Source organism: Streptococcus parauberis NCFD 2020 (assembly GCF_000187935.1).
GTDB lineage: Bacteria > Bacillota > Bacilli > Lactobacillales > Streptococcaceae > Streptococcus > Streptococcus parauberis.
In genome coordinates this window covers 442,876-457,997 of record NZ_AEUT02000001.1, presented here as the reverse complement: position 1 = coordinate 457,997, position 15,122 = coordinate 442,876, and the positions used below count along the sequence as shown (strand labels likewise).

Genomic DNA, 15,122 nt, shown 5'->3' with positions numbered 1-15,122 from the left:
TTGATACCCATGTCATAAATCATATCAGAACTTTTCTTTTATGACAATAGCCCTGCTATGACATTAGTAATCGTCTGACCATTCCTACATCAGGTTCATTGACCACTAGGAAAATCGTAGCACCTGCTGACAAGATGGTATCGCCAGATACAACCTGTGATTTATTATGATTAACCTGAGTTGTGATAAGAGTATTTTTTGGCAAGGCTAAATCCCGAACATATTTACCAGCTAATTTATGGCCGACAGTTAGTTCAATCAATGTTGGTTCAACAATATCCTTAACATGTCTGATTGGTAGTTTTTCAAGCATCGCCTCATAAATTGGTTGCCCTTTTAGTAAATCCATTATTGCATAAGCCACAAACGTTACGACAGCTATTGACATCAAAGGCTTTAAATCACCAACCATTTCCGTTACTAAAATCATCCCCGTTAAGGGAGCTTTAGAAATGGCACCAAAATATCCAGCCATCCCTAAAACGATAAACAAGGGCATCATTTCTTGAGACACTAGCCCTAAGTCTCTAAAGCAAATGCCAAAGAGTAAGCCGGCAAGTGCACCTAAGGTCAATATTGGTAGGAAAATACCACCTGGTAAACCACTCCCATAAGATAACATGCTACCAATAAACCTTACAATAAAGTATCCTAATACTAAAATAAAATTAACCTTTAACATAGATAAGGAGATAATTAATCCATTCCCACCACCTAAGAGATTTGGTGATAAATAACCAATAACTAATATTAGAGGTAATACCATTAAGGCATAAAAGGCTTGTGGTAAGTGAAGCCACTTACCGACTTTGTCAAAACCAGTCGATAGGTTAAGTATAATTTTTTCATAAGCAAAACCCATTACTCCTAGAAATAGCCCCATTACAATCAAAATCCAATAATGATCCAAAGCAAGGAATGGCATCACCTTAGGCATAGCAAGAACTGGTTTCAACCCGAAAATATATAAAGAGACAAAGTTAGCAATAATACTTGCTACTAAGGCACTAATCCAGATTAAACGAGAAAAGTGATGATAAATTTCTTCGACAACAAATAATAAACCGGCGATTGGCGCATTAAAGGCTGCAGATAAGCCAGCGGCAGCTCCACTTGCAATCATAATCCGTTTCTCTAAACGAGTGGACTTTAATCCCTCTGCGAGGCCTTTGGCTGTCATTGCCCCCAATTGAATGGAAGGCCCTTCACGACCCAACATAAATCCCATAGAAATTGAGAGAACCCCTGCAATAAATTTTTTCCAGAGAACACTCCACCAATTGGGTGCCAAAAGACCTTTCAACTCACCTTCAACGTGTGGAATACCAGACCCCTTTATATCTGGATCAGTTTGAATAAGATATCCTACCAAAAGTAAAATAAAAAAGCTGATAACAGCAATGGCAAGTAAAATAAGCAAATTCTGATGGGCAACCTGATAACTAACAACAACTAATTGACTCAGTTTTTCAATTGCCAAACGAAACAAAGAGACAACCGTCCCCGCCACAAGGCCAACTAAAGCACCGCGCCAAACAAATGAAATAATAGAATTTTCAACTAAAGCATATTCATTTTTATGGTTTTCCATTATTCCCTCACTTTCTAACAACTCCTTCTATTGTATCAAAGATTTGGTGATGTTTCTAGGACAAAAAAATTGACTACTTGTCTGTAAATTTAGGAGTAACAAGTAATCAATATATTCACTTTTATAAATACTTATTTGACAGCATCTCTAACACTTTTTGCAACAATCTCAGCAACACCTTTTTGGAATGCTCCTGGCATTATGTTAGTTGGCGATAATTCATTCTCCGGTACTAAGCTAGCAATACCTTTTGCCGCTGCAATTTGCATTTCAATTGTAATTTGTTTTGCACGAGCATCCAGTGCGCCACGGAAAATTCCTGGAAATGCTAAAACGTTGTTTATTTGGTTTGGAAAATCACTTCTACCAGTACCGACAATGTATGCTCCGGCATCAATTGCTTCGTCAGGATAAATTTCGGGAACAGGGTTTGCCATAGCAAAGATAACTGGTTTAGGAGCCATTTTTGATATCCATTCAGGTTTTAAAACACCTGGTGCCGAAACACCAATAAAAATGTCTGCATTTTCAAGTGCGTTCTCTAAGGTACCAGATACAAATTCTCTATTCGTAAGTTTAGAAATTTTAAGATGGTGTGGAGCTAATTTTTCTCCTTCTTTCTCATTGATAATTCCAAATTTATCTACTACAGAAATTGATTTTGCTCCAGCAGCTAATAGTTTTCGAGTTATAGATAGACCAGCTGATCCTCCACCATTGACTACAATTTTAACGTCTTGTATTGACTTATTTATAAGTTTTAAACTGTTAAATACTGCTGCTAATACCACAATAGCTGTCCCGTGTTGATCATCATGAAAAACAGGGATATCACATTCTTCAATAAGACGTTTTTCAATCTCAAAACAACGAGGGGCACTAATATCTTCTAAATTGATTCCGCCAAATGTAGGAGAAATAGCTTTTACAATTGAAATAATTTCTTCAGTATCTTTAGTATCAAGTACTATTGGAATAGCATCAACGCCAGCAAATTCTTTGAATAATACTGCTTTTCCTTCCATAACAGGCATAGCTGCTATAGGTCCAATGTCACCTAACCCTAAAACTGCAGTACCATCACTAATGACAGCTACGGTATTTTTTTTCGTTGTCAACTCATAACCTAATTTTGAGTCCTTAGCAATCTCCGAAGACACTGTTGCAACTCCTGGGGTATAGGCTATACTTAAGTCCTCTTTATTTTTTACTTCTAATTTTGACTTAACTTCTAATTTTCCACCAAACTCTTTTGCTTGTAGTAAAGCTAATTGACCTAAATCTTTTGACATATTGAATCCTCTTTCTAATTATTGTTTGAAAATGATACGTAAAATTGCTGTCATCGTTATAACTGTAATTGCGCCACCTAAACGAGTTGCTACTTGTGCAAAAGGCATCAAATTCATACGATCTGCTGTAGATAAAATAGCAACATCTCCAGTACCACCCATCCCACTTTGACAAGCCGAAATTATTCCTGCTTCAACTGGATTCATATTCAAGAATCTTGAAATGAAGAAACCAACTGAAATTACAGTGAATACTACTGAGATTACAACTACAAAATATTGCCAACTTAAAGTAGCGACGACGTCTTTTAAAGGGATATAGAGTAATCCTAGGCCGGCCATAAGTGGGAATGTGAAGTTTCCGGAAATAAATTTATATAATTGTTTGGCACCATTTTGTGTTTCTTGTGGTATAACATTTAAATATTTTAACAGGGCAGCTAAAATAATCATCAGTACAGGGCCGGGGAAACCTGTTAAATGTTGCAGTAAACCACCTGCGATGAAAAGTGAACATGCTGTAAGAACACCTGCCCCCATTAATTTGACGTCCAATTGTCCTGAATTATCTTTTAATGCATCAGACATGTCTTCGCCTTTACCAATTTTTACTAATTGACCTTGTCCAGAGTATTCAGGGTATTTTTCACCAAATCGATTTAGAAGTGCAGTACACATTATTGCAAAGAAATTACCTATAATTGTAGCTGGAATTAATTGTGCTACTAATTGCTCACTTCCTACGCCCGTTATTGAACTATAACCAAGAGACAGAGGCAAAATGCCTTCACCTATTCCACCTGCTAAAACAGGTGTTACAATATAAAATAGTGTTTTTTGCCATTCTAATCCCAAAATGACACCTACTAAAGTTCCAACAGCCATGGCACAAACCATGCCCACCAGCATTGGAATAATCATTTTAAATAATCCTTGAATAAGAATTTTTCGATTCATTCCTAAAATACTTCCACATACTAGGCAAGCTATATAGAAGTAAAGAAAGTTAGCTTCTTTCATCAGTATATTTGTTGCTTCTAAGACATTTGGATTTAGGAGATTAAAAAATACCAAAATTGAAGGAACTAATAACGAAAGAATTGCAGGACCTCCAAAATTTTTGAGACCAGGAATATTGCCTCCAATTGTTCCCAATAACCAACCCATAGTTAAAATTACAGCAAATCCACCTAACATATTAACAGGTAACTGTTGTAAATATCCAGTAGTTACTATTAATGTAGCTAATACTAAATAGACAGGGAAGGGGACCGACCCAATCCTTATTTGATGTAAAGAACGCTTCTTGACTTCTTCAGTTCGAGAAGTACTTATCTTAGTAGTTGCCGTTGCCATATTACAACCTCCTTATTTGATAAATTCAGTATAAATGACAATCACAGATTATTATAGATTTTTTAATTAGTTTAAATACTTAAATTTTTTCAATTTATTTAACTAATTTAAGCAAATATCACTCAAATTTATATGATATACTTTATAAATAGGAGGTTTCATGAGACCAAAACTATCATTATGGGCAAGTATTTCATTAATATTTATATCCATAATTGCTATGACCACAGTAATTTTTTATAGTATTATGATTGGCGAAACGTATCAATCGATTAAACATCAGGAAACTCATCTGTTAACTGCAACAGGCAAAATGTTAGCAAAAAATAAAGGTATCAAACAGGTATTGACTGATAATGTTCCTAATGAAGATATTAATCAATTTACAGTCGATATTTCTAAAACATATAAATTAGACTATGTCGTAGCTATGAATATGAATGGCATCCGATTAACACACCCAAATCTGGAAAAAATAGGAAAACCATTCCAAGGTGGAGATGAAAATCAAGTTTTGAAAGGAAAGGAAGTCATTTCGACAGCTAAAGGTAGTCTGGGAAAATCTTTAAGGTATCTTATCCCTGTATATAATGGCAAAAAACAAATCGGTGCACTGGCCGTGGGTATAAAACTGACAACGTTAAATCAAGTTGTTTTTCAATCCAAAAAGAATTACACTACTGCATTAATATTTTGTATATTGATAAGTCTAGCTGTAGCAAGTGCTACTTCAATTAAGTTAAAAAAACAATTACATAACCTTGAGCCAAGTGAGATATACCAGTTACTTGAAGAAAGAAATGCTATGCTTGACCAAATTGAGGATGCTGTTCTTGTGATAAATAAAAACAGGATGATTCAATTAACCAATCAATCAGGAAAAGAATTAATAAAAGATTATGATATAAAAAATGTAAGCCGAAAAAGAATTGAAGAAATTTTCCCAGAATTTACAAATATCAAGTACGATATTACACATGAACAGTTATTACATGTCAATGATACAGACTTATTATTGAAAGTATCACAAATTCAAGTAAATCACGAATTACGGGGTTATTTAATATTTATTCGCGAAGCTTCTGAAGCTATTTATACATTGGATCAGCTGATGTATACTACTACTTATGCATCTGCACTACAAGCTCAAACACATACCTTTATGAATCAATTACATGTTATCTATGGTTTAGTGGATATTCAATATTATGACCAATTGAAAATATATTTAGATAGCATTTTAGAATCTGAAGACGGCATTGTTAACACTTTATCTGTTTTAGTCAAAGAACCATTACTAGCTAGTTTCTTTATTGGAGAACAAGGGAAATACAAAGAATTAAATACAGATTTTGTTATTGAAGCAATAAGTGAAATACCAAATGCCTTATCCAACAATCAGATAAATAAGGCACTTATGCTTTATCAATTTATCCACACTCATATAATCAGTGCTTTGAAGCCCGAGAAAGTATTATTAACTATTGACTACAATAATGGTTATCTCATTTCTACTTACCAACTTTTAGATAAATCTATTACTAATGATACTATTCTTGAAATATTAAATAATCAATTCTTTAGACACTTACTTAGTGATACAAATTCAATCTACTCTAAACAAATAGATCAAGATGAACTAACGTTTTCGATGACCACCCCCTATAGAAGAGGATAATATGAATGTACTAATTATTGAAGATGACCCAATGGTAGACTTTATTCATAGAAATTATTTAGAAAAAGTCAATAAATTTCAAATAATATTATCAAGTGACTCAGTAAGTGATGCCTTAAATAAATTAGATCATTATTATATTGACCTTATCCTGCTTGATATCCATATTAAAGAAGGAAATGGCATACAATTTCTAGAAAATTTAAGGCTTAAACATCACAATTGTGAGGTTATCATCATCTCAGCTGTTAATGATGGAAAGATTGTAAAGTCGGGTTTTCATTTCGGGATAGTAGATTATCTCATTAAACCTTTTACCTTCGAAAGGTTTGAATCAAGCATTACAAGTTTTTTAGACAGAAAAAAACAACTTAATCAACATATCATTAACCAGAGTCAAATAGATAAACTTAAGAATGGTCAAAATAATAAACAAAAGCAAGATAACATTTTTTTAGAAAAAGGTTTATCAGAAAGTACTTATAACTTAGTACTGTCAACTATTTCAACACTAAATAGAGAATTCACAATACAAGAACTTACTGATGCAACTAATCTATCACATGTTTCTGTTCGAAAATATGTTGCTTTCATGGAAGAAAATGAAATAATTGAGGCTAAACAAATTTATACAAAGGTTGGTCGTCCATATAAAATTTATCAAAGAATATAATTGAATAAACTCAATGATACTATTTTTTAATCTTGACTAAAGATACTTTTCGAATTCAGGGAATATTTTAGATCTATGCTAAAATATTAGGCATGGAATTTTTAAAAATTTGCTGCTGTCCCTAACCACATAAGAAAAGTATTTGTATATTAAGAATTATATTTTAAAAACCTCACCAACATTATGGTGAGGTTTTTAATTATTTCCGATACATCTTAAATTGGAGGTATAAGTCGTTATAGATGCCAAGCCAATTATCACCTAAGTTGTCGTAGACTTCCAACTTTTTGATTGTTTTTTGGGTTGGATAAAATGCTGTATCATTTTTGATTTCTTTTGGAAGCATGGCTTTTGCTTTATCAATTGGTGTCGCATAGCCAATATATTCAGCATTTTGTGCTGCATTTTTCGGCTCATTAATAAAGTTTAAAAAGGCATAGGCTTCTTTTTTATGCTTCATTGTTTTTGGTAAGACCAAATTATCAAACCAGAGATTTGAGCCTTCTGAAGGAACAACATAATGCAAATGTTCATTGCTATAAAGCATTTCACTAGCCTCACCAGAGAAGGTAACCCCAATACCCGCATCACCTTGAATCATATAGCCCTTCATCTCGTCAGCAACAATTGCTTTGATATTAGGCGTTAATTTTTGAAGACGATTTTCAACTTGTGTTAGTTTAGACAGATTTTTCTCATTTAAACTATAGCCAAAAGTATTGAGACCAAAGCCCATTGTTTCACGAGCTCCATCAACCAACATGATTTGGTTTTTATATTCTGGACGCCATAAATCAATCCAATGTTTAGGTGGATTTTTTATGATTTGATCATTATAAACAATCCCAACAGTCCCCCAGAAATAAGGAATGGAATAATCATTTTGGGGATCAAAATTTTTACCCAAGAAATCATTTCCAATATTTTTTATGCTTGTTAATTTGGATTTATCTAGTTTTACTAGTAAATCTTCTTTAACCATCTTATCAATCATGTAATCACTAGGAACTGCTATATCATAGGTTGTCCCACCTTGTTTTATTTTAGTATACATGGCTTCGTTAGAATCAAAGGTTTCATATTGAACCTGAATGCCAGTCTCCTTAGTGAATTTTTTTAGCAAAGCTGGGTCAATATAATCTCCCCAGTTGTATATGACTAGTTTGTCGGATTGTTTGGCTGTGCCTGATTGCTTTTGAAAGATGACATTTAAGCAAATTAAGATGAGGACAATACCCAGGATGCCTCCAATAAATGAATAAAGTTTACGCATGCTTGTCCTCCTTATCTTGGGAAATATAATAATATCCCATTACCAATAGGATTGAGAAAAGGAAAACAATTGTTGAAAGAGCATTAATATCAAGGGAGATGCCCTGACGTGCCCTTGAATAGATTTCGACAGACAAGGTTGTAAAGCCGTTCCCCGTTAAGAAAAAGGTCACCGCAAAATCGTCCAGCGAATAGGTGAATGCCATAAAGTAACCAGCAATAATACCAGGTGTTAAATAAGGCAGCATAACTTCTTTCATCATTTGATACTGGTTGGCACCCAGGTCATAGGCAGCATTAATCATATCTTGATTCATCTCATTTAGTCTTGGCAAGACCATCAAGACCACAATTGGAATAGAAAAAGCAATGTGACTAAGTAAGACAGACATACTTCCCAATTGAAATTTGAGTGTGGTAAAAAGAATTAAGAATGAGGCACCAATCATAACGTCTGGTGAAACCATTAAGACATTATTTGTTGATAAGAGTGCATTATGATATTTCTTGCGGGCATGATGGATATAAATAGCACCAAATGTTCCAATAATTGTAGCTAAAAGGGCACTTGTAAAGGCCAAAACAAAGGTTTGAAGTAGGATCGACATCAATCGACTATCGGCAAACAATGTTTGGTAATGCTCTAAAGTAAAGCCTTTAAAGCCGTTCATGTCACCACCCTTATTAAATGAATAACCAATTAAATAAAAGATTGGGACATACAAGAGGGCAAAAGTGAATGCTAAATAAAATGGTGCGATTTTTTTCATTTACTTCTCTCCTTTGTTAGGTACATGATGGCCAACATGGTCAGAATTAAGATAACCCCAATAGTTGAACCCATACCCCAGTTTTGAGTTGTTAAGAAATGTTGCTCAATGGCTGTCCCTAAAGTAATAACACGGTTACCACCAATTAGGCGAGTCAACATGAAGAGACTTAGACTAGGAATAAAAACAGACTGGACTCCTGCTCTGACACCACTCATTGATAGAGGGAAAGTAACTTTAGAAAAAGTTTGGACTTCACTAGCACCTAAATCTCGACTGGCGTTAATCACATTATCATCAATATCATCAAGGGCATTGAAGATTGGCAGGATCATAAAAGGAATCTCAATGTATGAGGCAACAAAAATAAATGAAAAATCAGTAAATAAAATTTGTTGTGGGCCAATACCAATAAAGGTAAGAAAGTCATTTAATGACCCTTGTTGCCCAAAAATCCCCATAAAAGCGTAAGCCTTTAACAGTAAATTGACCCATGTCGGCAAGATAATTAACATTAGCCACAACTGTTTATGCTTTAATTTGGTTAAACAATATGCTGCTGGATAGGCAATTAATAAAGTAACTAAAGTAATAATCCCCGCATACAAAATTGAGTTAAAGCTCATTCTAATGTATGTCCAAGATGAAAAGAAAGTCTGATAATTGGCTAATGTCACATGACCTTCAATATCAAAGAAAGATTTATAGATAAGAAGAGCAACAGGGGCAAGCACAAAAAGCACTATCCATAAGAAATATGGAATTGAATAGAGCTTAGAGGTTTTCATCATGTCTTTCCCCCTCAATCGCATTGATTAACCCATCTTCTTGTTCATCTACCTCAACATATTCATCAATACGGGCGTCAAATTCTTCTTCTGTTTCATTGAGCCTCATGACATGGATATCTTCTGGAGTGAAGTCTAGACCGATAATTTCACCTTCAATGGCTTTGCGGGTAGAATGAATCATCCACTCATTACCTAATTCATCATAGGCAATGATTTCATAATGAACACCACGGAATAACTGAGTGTCAACTTTAACTTGTAATTTTCCTTCTTCTGGAAGGGTAATTTGTAAATCTTCAGGACGAATAACAATTTCAACGGGTTCGTTAGGACGCATCCCACCATCGACGGATTCAAAAGTTTTACCATTAAAGGAAACTAAATAGTCCTCAATCATTGTCCCGTTCAAGATATTTGATTCCCCAATAAAATTAGCAACAAAATGATTAATCGGTTCATCATAAATATCAACAGGTGTTCCAGACTGAACAATTTCGCCATTGTTCATGACAAAAATCCAGTCACTCATTGCTAGAGCTTCTTCTTGATCGTGCGTAACAAAAACAAAAGTAATACCAAGTCTTTGTTGCAATTCTCTTAATTCATACTGCATTTCTGTTCTCAATTTCAAATCAAGCGCAGATAATGGTTCATCTAAAAGGACAACACGAGGTTGGTTAATGATGGCTCGGGCAATTGCAACACGTTGTTTTTGTCCACCTGATAGTTTTTGAATCGGACGATTTTCATAACCTTCTAATTGAACCATTTTTAAGGTCTCTGTAACACGCTCTTCAATTTCTTTTTTAGGAACATTTTTCAGTTTTAAAGCAAAAGCTACATTATCAAAAACATTCATATGAGGGAATAGGGCGTAGTTTTGGAAAACAGTATGGATATCACGTTTACTAATAGGTAAGTCATTAATACGTTGACCATCAAGATAGACATCACCACTGGTAGCGTCTAAAAGTCCAGCAATAATATTTAATATAGTTGATTTACCAGAACCTGAAGCACCTAGAAGTGTATAAAACTTGCCCTCTTCAAGTTCAAAATTAATATTATTCAATACTTTAGTGTTATTGTCATCAAAAACCTTTGAGACATTGTTAAATAAGATAATTGGCTTAGTCAATTGTCATATATCCTCAATTTTACTCTTTCTTGTTTTATTTTTCTTCGCCGATAATGCGAACTTCCCGCTCAAGCGTAACGCCGGAATTGTCCTTGACTGTCTTAATAACATGAGCTATTAATGCTTCATAGTCTTCAGCTGTGCCATTATCAACATTTATCATGAAACCAGCATGTTTATCAGAAACTTCCACACCACCAATTCGATGACCTTTAAGATTGGCGTCCATTATCAATTGACCTGCAAAATAACCAATAGGACGTTTGAAGACCGAACCACAAGATGGGTATTCAAGCGGTTGTTTCAACTGTCTTAAATGATTTAGGCGATCCATTTCTTGAGCAATTTGATCATAATTACCAGGATTTAAAGCAAATTTAGCGGAGATAACAATATCGCCACTTTCTTGAATGGCTGAATGACGATAGCCAAAGGCCATATCACGCGCGGTCAATGTTTTAATTTCACCATCTTTAGTCAATACTTTAGCAGATTGAAAAATATGAGCAATTTCTCCACCGTAAGCACCAGCATTCATAAAGATTGCTCCACCGACACTACCTGGAATCCCACAAGCAAATTCAAAACCAGTCAAACTGTGACGTCTAGCAATTTTTGTAGTTTGAATCAGATTTGCACCAGCCTCAGCTTCAATAGTATAGCCATCTAAGGTAACAGTATTAAGTTTATTAAACATAATGACAAAACCTCTAATACCACCTTCACGAACAATCAAATTACTAGCATTCCCAAGAACCATCCATGGGATATTTTCGTGATTAGCATATTTGACAATGCGGGTTAATTCATAACGATTTCGTGGAAAAGCAAGATAATCTGCTGGTCCTCCCACTTTAGTATAGGTATAATTTTTTAAGGGTTCATCAAGTCGGATATCAATTCCTTCAAGTTCATTAATCATGATATATCTTCTTTCATAGTAACAATTTTTTTCATAAAAAAATCGGCAAAGTGCCGATTTTATTATATCAAATTTCAGTAAAAAAAACGATATTTTTTAAAAGTTAGAACTGCTAGTCTTATATTTTAAGAATTGCTGAGCTATCTAACAGGTCAAGACTCTCTTGCAAGAGTGGTGACTGGTTATCAAGTCTTAAAATTGGCTCAAGCTCTAAAAGAGGTACCAGCACAAATGCCCGTTCAGTCATGTAAGGATGAGGAACGGTTAAGTTTTTTGTAGCAATCTTATCCTGATTAAACAAAAGAATATCAATATCAATTGTTCGAGGACCCCATATTTCATGCCTTACTCGCCCCAAGTCAATTTCAATAGCCTGTGTTTTCTGTAAAAAAGATTGAGCACTTAGCTCCGACTCTACTAAGGCTACACAATTTAGAAAATCATTTTGATCCTCTTTGCCCCAAGCAGGGGTTTGATAAAAAGAGGAAACAGCTTTGACATGACTCCTGGTGATTTGGTCAATTAGTCTAATAGCCTCATTCAAGGTCGCTTTGCTATCACCTTGATTACTACCTAAACTAAGATAGATATTGTTCATCGACTACGCTCCAACTCAACTGATACTGAAGTATAATGCCCAGCAATTGGTGGATTTTCTTTGCTTATTTTGATTGTAATAGCATTTATTTTGGAAAATTCATTAAATAGTTTATCACAAATAGCTTGTCCTAAATGTTCAATCAATGCATGCTTAGTCCCTTCAACTTCTGCTTTTACTGATTCATAGACATAGCCATAATGAACCGTATCTTCCACATTATCAGTTTGTCCGGCCTTTTTTAAATCAACTGACATGCAAAGATCAACAACAAAAATTTGTCCCAGTACTTGTTCTTCCTTCATTGCGCCGTGATAAGCATAAAAACGGCAATCATTTAAATATATTTTATCCATTTTTTCCTCACATAAGCTGACTAAAAACGTCAACAATTTCTTTATTAGCAGCCACATTATGGACACGAACAATTTGACAGCCTTTACTAATGGCATAACCCGATAATGCAGCTGTAGTTTCATCACGTTCTAATGCTCTCGTATTGCCTCCCATAAGGTAATCAACAACACGTTTTCGTGAAATACCAAATAATACAGGGAAACCAAGATGGCAAACATCATCCAAACCTTTTAGCAATTCCATATTTTGTTGAACATTTTTTGCAAAACCAAAACCAGGATCAATCCAAATGTTCTCTTTTGCTAGCCCTTTTTCAAGGGCTAAGTTGGCCCGTTCAGCTAAAAACTGGCAAACATCTTTGGTCACATCATTATAGACTTCATCTTCTTGATTATGCATTAAAATTATTGGCACTTGGTACTCGACAGCTAAGTCAATCATCTTACCATCATAGAGACCAGCCCATACATCATTTAGGATATTAGCACCGGCCTCTAAGGCAGCACGTGCGGTTTCTGTTTTATAAGTATCGATACTAACTAAAATATCAAAGTTTTCTTTAATGGCTTTAATTACTGGAACAACTCGTTCAATTTCTTCAGAAGCTGATATAAATTTGTAACCTGGACGAGTAGACTCCCCGCCAATATCAATAATTGTCGCACCATCAGCAATCATTTGTTTTGTTTGTGCCAAAGCTTTTTCAATATTTGTATAAGAGCCACCATCTGAAAACGAATCTGGAGTTACATTTAATATCCCCATAATGGTAGCGTTACTCTCAATGATATGTTTTCCAATTTTCATCCTATTACCTACTTCTCATTAATTAAGCTTAAAATTTCTTTTCTTTCTTCACGATCAGTTTGATAAATACCTCGCGCCGTGGTGGTAATTGTTTTACTTCCAGGTTTTCTAATACCACGCATGGTCATGCACATATGTTCTGCTTCTAACATAACAAAGACACCTTTTGGATGTAAGGCTTCCTCCAACGCATTAGCTACTTGCGCTGTTAGTCTTTCTTGTAGCTGTGGACGTTTACTAGCTACTTCTACGGCTCTGGCCAATTTACTTAAACCAGTCACACGACCATCACTTGGCAAATAAGCAATGTGAGCTTTGCCATAAAAAGGGACTAAATGGTGCTCACACATGGAGTGGAAATAGATATCTTTAACAATTACAGCATCTTCATGATTCTCTGTAAAAACGGCTGTGAATTGATCTTTTGGGTCAGCCTGTAATTCGGAAAACATTTCCTGATACATCTTGGCTACCCGTTTAGGTGTATCTAAAAGTCCTTCACGATTGGGGTTTTCTCCAATAGCTTCTAATAAATCATAAATGGCTTGTTCTGCTTTTTCTATATTCATCGTGCTTAAAATCCTTTAATTTTTTAATTTCCAATAACGTCTAACTTCTGAGATAAAGTAAAGTGAACCAGTAATAAGGTAAAAATCCTCTTTACTCCTCAAATCAATTTTCTCTAACCATTCTTTAAAATCAGAAACCTTCTGATAGTTATCTGGGTACTTTTCAAGTGGATAAGCATTAGGGTAATGAAAAGTCGTCACCGTCAAGTCACCAACCTGATTCAAAATAGCTAACATTTTATCAATTGGTTTGGTATCAATAGCCCCAAATAGGAGGTGAATCTTTTTGTCGCTATATTTTTCCTTCAAAACATCGACCAAAGCTAGAACACTTTCAAGATTATGGGCACCATCTATCATCAAATTATCAGCTAAAAGTTCTGTCCTTCCCAACCAAAAAGCCTCTTTCAGCCCTTGCCGGATGGTTTCATCTGTAATTCTTGGCATTTTTTCTTGCAATAGCTGCGCTGCCATTATGCAAAGAGCAGCATTTGAGATTTGGTGCTGGCCAGGCATGGCCAATTCTAACTGAGGAATCTTGCCAAGCTGTGATTCAAACTCTAAAGCGTCAGCCATGGGGCTTAAATTAAATTGATGGCCATACTCGTATGCAGTCGCATGATTATTAGCAATCTGATTTAAAAAGACTTGTCGTGCTTCTTGATTAGCAATGGCAAAAATAACTCGTTCTCCACCTTTGATTACGCCTGCTTTATGCGCAGCAATCTCCCCGTAGGTGTCTCCTAAAATATTGATATGATCCAAACCGATCGAAGGACATATCACAGCAAAGGCATCAAATACATTGGTTGAATCATAGGTTCCACCCAGCCCTGCTTCGATGATTGCTATATCAACAGGATGAATTCGACCAAAATAGAGAAACATAATTAGCGTTATCAGTTCAAATTCAGTGACTTGTCCGAAATCTGTCTCCTGATTAATTCGATCTGTTAATGGTTTAATTTGCTTCGCACAGGCAAGTAAATCTTCTTCTGATATCATTTTCCCATCTAAGGAAATACGTTCCTTAAAGTCAATGATATACGGGGAGGTGAAAGTTCCAACATGATAACCTGATTTTGTTAATATATGCTGTAAATTATTAACTGTCGAGCCCTTTCCATTTGTTCCTACAACATGTATGCCAAATATATTTTTTTCTGGGTTATCTAATTTTTCAAGTACCCATTTCATTCGATCAATTCCTGGCTTAATTCCAAAAGTTAATTGACCATGAATCCAATTTAGAACGTCATTATAATCCATATTCTTCCTCTTTGTCACAATATCTATAGTATAGCACGA

The 15,122-nt window shown here is 34.9% G+C and carries 15 protein-coding genes; 2 read left to right on the top strand and 13 right to left on the bottom strand.

Going from position 1 to position 15,122, the window contains the following annotated elements:
• Positions 1-55: 55 nt before the first annotated feature.
• From SPB_RS02265 to SPB_RS02255, 3 genes are all read right to left on the bottom strand, one after another.
• Positions 56-1,591, bottom strand: a complete 1,536-nt coding sequence (locus SPB_RS02265; protein ID WP_003103340.1) for a ClC family H(+)/Cl(-) exchange transporter — start codon at positions 1,589-1,591, stop codon at positions 56-58.
• A 131-nt stretch (positions 1,592-1,722) separates the two neighbouring features.
• Entirely contained in the window at positions 1,723-2,883 is a 1,161-nt protein-coding gene (locus SPB_RS02260; protein WP_003103960.1) for an NAD(P)-dependent malic enzyme, read from the bottom strand.
• Between the two features lie 18 nt (positions 2,884-2,901).
• Positions 2,902-4,239 carry a 2-hydroxycarboxylate transporter family protein gene (locus tag SPB_RS02255; RefSeq protein WP_003103604.1) on the bottom strand — a complete coding sequence of 446 codons (1,338 nt, stop codon included), beginning with the start codon at positions 4,237-4,239 and terminating at the stop codon, positions 2,902-2,904.
• A 160-nt stretch (positions 4,240-4,399) separates the two neighbouring features.
• Here SPB_RS02255 and SPB_RS02250 point away from each other — a divergent pair, with 160 nt between their 5' ends.
• Positions 4,400-5,917 (top strand): Spo0B domain-containing protein, encoded by a 1,518-nt coding sequence (locus SPB_RS02250; protein ID WP_003106007.1) that lies wholly within the window; start codon positions 4,400-4,402, stop codon positions 5,915-5,917.
• A 1-nt stretch (position 5,918) separates the two neighbouring features.
• Positions 5,919-6,590 (top strand): response regulator, encoded by a 672-nt coding sequence (locus SPB_RS02245; RefSeq protein WP_003105735.1) that lies wholly within the window; start codon positions 5,919-5,921, stop codon positions 6,588-6,590.
• A gap of 199 nt (positions 6,591-6,789) precedes the next feature.
• On the opposite strand, the gene SPB_RS02240 is transcribed toward SPB_RS02245, so the two are convergent.
• The 10 genes from SPB_RS02240 to SPB_RS02195 all read right to left on the bottom strand — a co-directional run bounded on the left by SPB_RS02240 (position 6,790) and on the right by SPB_RS02195 (position 15,083).
• Complete coding sequence (locus SPB_RS02240; RefSeq protein ID WP_003102457.1) at positions 6,790-7,863, bottom strand: ABC transporter substrate-binding protein; 1,074 nt, start codon at positions 7,861-7,863, stop codon at positions 6,790-6,792.
• On the bottom strand, positions 7,856-8,632 hold the full coding sequence (locus tag SPB_RS02235) for an ABC transporter permease (RefSeq protein WP_003104060.1): 777 nt from the start codon (positions 8,630-8,632) through the stop codon (positions 7,856-7,858). Before SPB_RS02235 ends, SPB_RS02240 begins: the two co-directional genes overlap by 8 nt.
• Entirely contained in the window at positions 8,629-9,423 is a 795-nt protein-coding gene (locus SPB_RS02230) for an ABC transporter permease (protein ID WP_037620186.1), read from the bottom strand. The genes SPB_RS02235 and SPB_RS02230 overlap by 4 nt, the downstream gene beginning before the upstream one ends.
• Positions 9,407-10,561, bottom strand: coding sequence for an ABC transporter ATP-binding protein (locus SPB_RS02225; protein WP_003105568.1), 1,155 nt, complete (start codon positions 10,559-10,561; stop codon positions 9,407-9,409). The genes SPB_RS02230 and SPB_RS02225 overlap by 17 nt, the downstream gene beginning before the upstream one ends.
• Positions 10,562-10,595: 34 nt before the next feature.
• A complete protein-coding gene (murB, locus tag SPB_RS02220) occupies positions 10,596-11,483 on the bottom strand; it encodes a UDP-N-acetylmuramate dehydrogenase (protein WP_003102537.1) in 888 nt (295 codons plus the stop codon).
• A 118-nt stretch (positions 11,484-11,601) separates the two neighbouring features.
• Positions 11,602-12,081, bottom strand: coding sequence for a 2-amino-4-hydroxy-6-hydroxymethyldihydropteridine diphosphokinase (gene folK / locus SPB_RS02215; RefSeq protein ID WP_003102830.1), 480 nt, complete (start codon positions 12,079-12,081; stop codon positions 11,602-11,604).
• A complete protein-coding gene (folB, locus tag SPB_RS02210; RefSeq protein ID WP_003104931.1) occupies positions 12,078-12,437 on the bottom strand; it encodes a dihydroneopterin aldolase in 360 nt (119 codons plus the stop codon). The genes folK and folB overlap by 4 nt, the downstream gene beginning before the upstream one ends.
• Before the next feature lie 7 nt (positions 12,438-12,444).
• A complete protein-coding gene (gene folP, locus SPB_RS02205) occupies positions 12,445-13,245 on the bottom strand; it encodes a dihydropteroate synthase (protein WP_003105918.1) in 801 nt (266 codons plus the stop codon).
• 8 nt (positions 13,246-13,253) lie between these two features.
• Positions 13,254-13,814: a GTP cyclohydrolase I FolE gene (folE, locus tag SPB_RS02200; RefSeq protein ID WP_003103219.1), complete on the bottom strand. Its 561-nt coding sequence runs from the start codon at positions 13,812-13,814 to the stop codon at positions 13,254-13,256.
• 15 nt (positions 13,815-13,829) lie between these two features.
• Positions 13,830-15,083 carry a bifunctional folylpolyglutamate synthase/dihydrofolate synthase gene (locus SPB_RS02195; protein ID WP_003103176.1) on the bottom strand — a complete coding sequence of 418 codons (1,254 nt, stop codon included), beginning with the start codon at positions 15,081-15,083 and terminating at the stop codon, positions 13,830-13,832.
• Between the last annotated feature and the right edge of the window lie 39 nt (positions 15,084-15,122).

What these genes read in the sequence shown, in the direction of transcription:
- SPB_RS02265 (WP_003103340.1), bottom strand. Translation starts at nt 1,591, where the DNA reads ATGGAAAACCATAAAAATGAATATGCTTTAGTTGAAAATTCTATTATT.
- SPB_RS02260 (WP_003103960.1), bottom strand. Translation starts at nt 2,883, where the DNA reads ATGTCAAAAGATTTAGGTCAATTAGCTTTACTACAAGCAAAAGAGTTT.
- SPB_RS02255 (WP_003103604.1), bottom strand. Translation starts at nt 4,239, where the DNA reads ATGGCAACGGCAACTACTAAGATAAGTACTTCTCGAACTGAAGAAGTC.
- SPB_RS02250 (WP_003106007.1), top strand. Translation starts at nt 4,400, where the DNA reads ATGAGACCAAAACTATCATTATGGGCAAGTATTTCATTAATATTTATA.
- SPB_RS02245 (WP_003105735.1), top strand. Translation starts at nt 5,919, where the DNA reads ATGAATGTACTAATTATTGAAGATGACCCAATGGTAGACTTTATTCAT.
- SPB_RS02240 (WP_003102457.1), bottom strand. Translation starts at nt 7,863, where the DNA reads ATGCGTAAACTTTATTCATTTATTGGAGGCATCCTGGGTATTGTCCTC.
- SPB_RS02235 (WP_003104060.1), bottom strand. Translation starts at nt 8,632, where the DNA reads ATGAAAAAAATCGCACCATTTTATTTAGCATTCACTTTTGCCCTCTTG.
- SPB_RS02230 (WP_037620186.1), bottom strand. Translation starts at nt 9,423, where the DNA reads ATGATGAAAACCTCTAAGCTCTATTCAATTCCATATTTCTTATGGATA.
- murB (WP_003102537.1), bottom strand. Translation starts at nt 11,483, where the DNA reads ATGATTAATGAACTTGAAGGAATTGATATCCGACTTGATGAACCCTTA.
- folK (WP_003102830.1), bottom strand. Translation starts at nt 12,081, where the DNA reads ATGAACAATATCTATCTTAGTTTAGGTAGTAATCAAGGTGATAGCAAA.
- folB (WP_003104931.1), bottom strand. Translation starts at nt 12,437, where the DNA reads ATGGATAAAATATATTTAAATGATTGCCGTTTTTATGCTTATCACGGC.
- folP (WP_003105918.1), bottom strand. Translation starts at nt 13,245, where the DNA reads ATGAAAATTGGAAAACATATCATTGAGAGTAACGCTACCATTATGGGG.
- folE (WP_003103219.1), bottom strand. Translation starts at nt 13,814, where the DNA reads ATGAATATAGAAAAAGCAGAACAAGCCATTTATGATTTATTAGAAGCT.
- SPB_RS02195 (WP_003103176.1), bottom strand. Translation starts at nt 15,083, where the DNA reads ATGGATTATAATGACGTTCTAAATTGGATTCATGGTCAATTAACTTTT.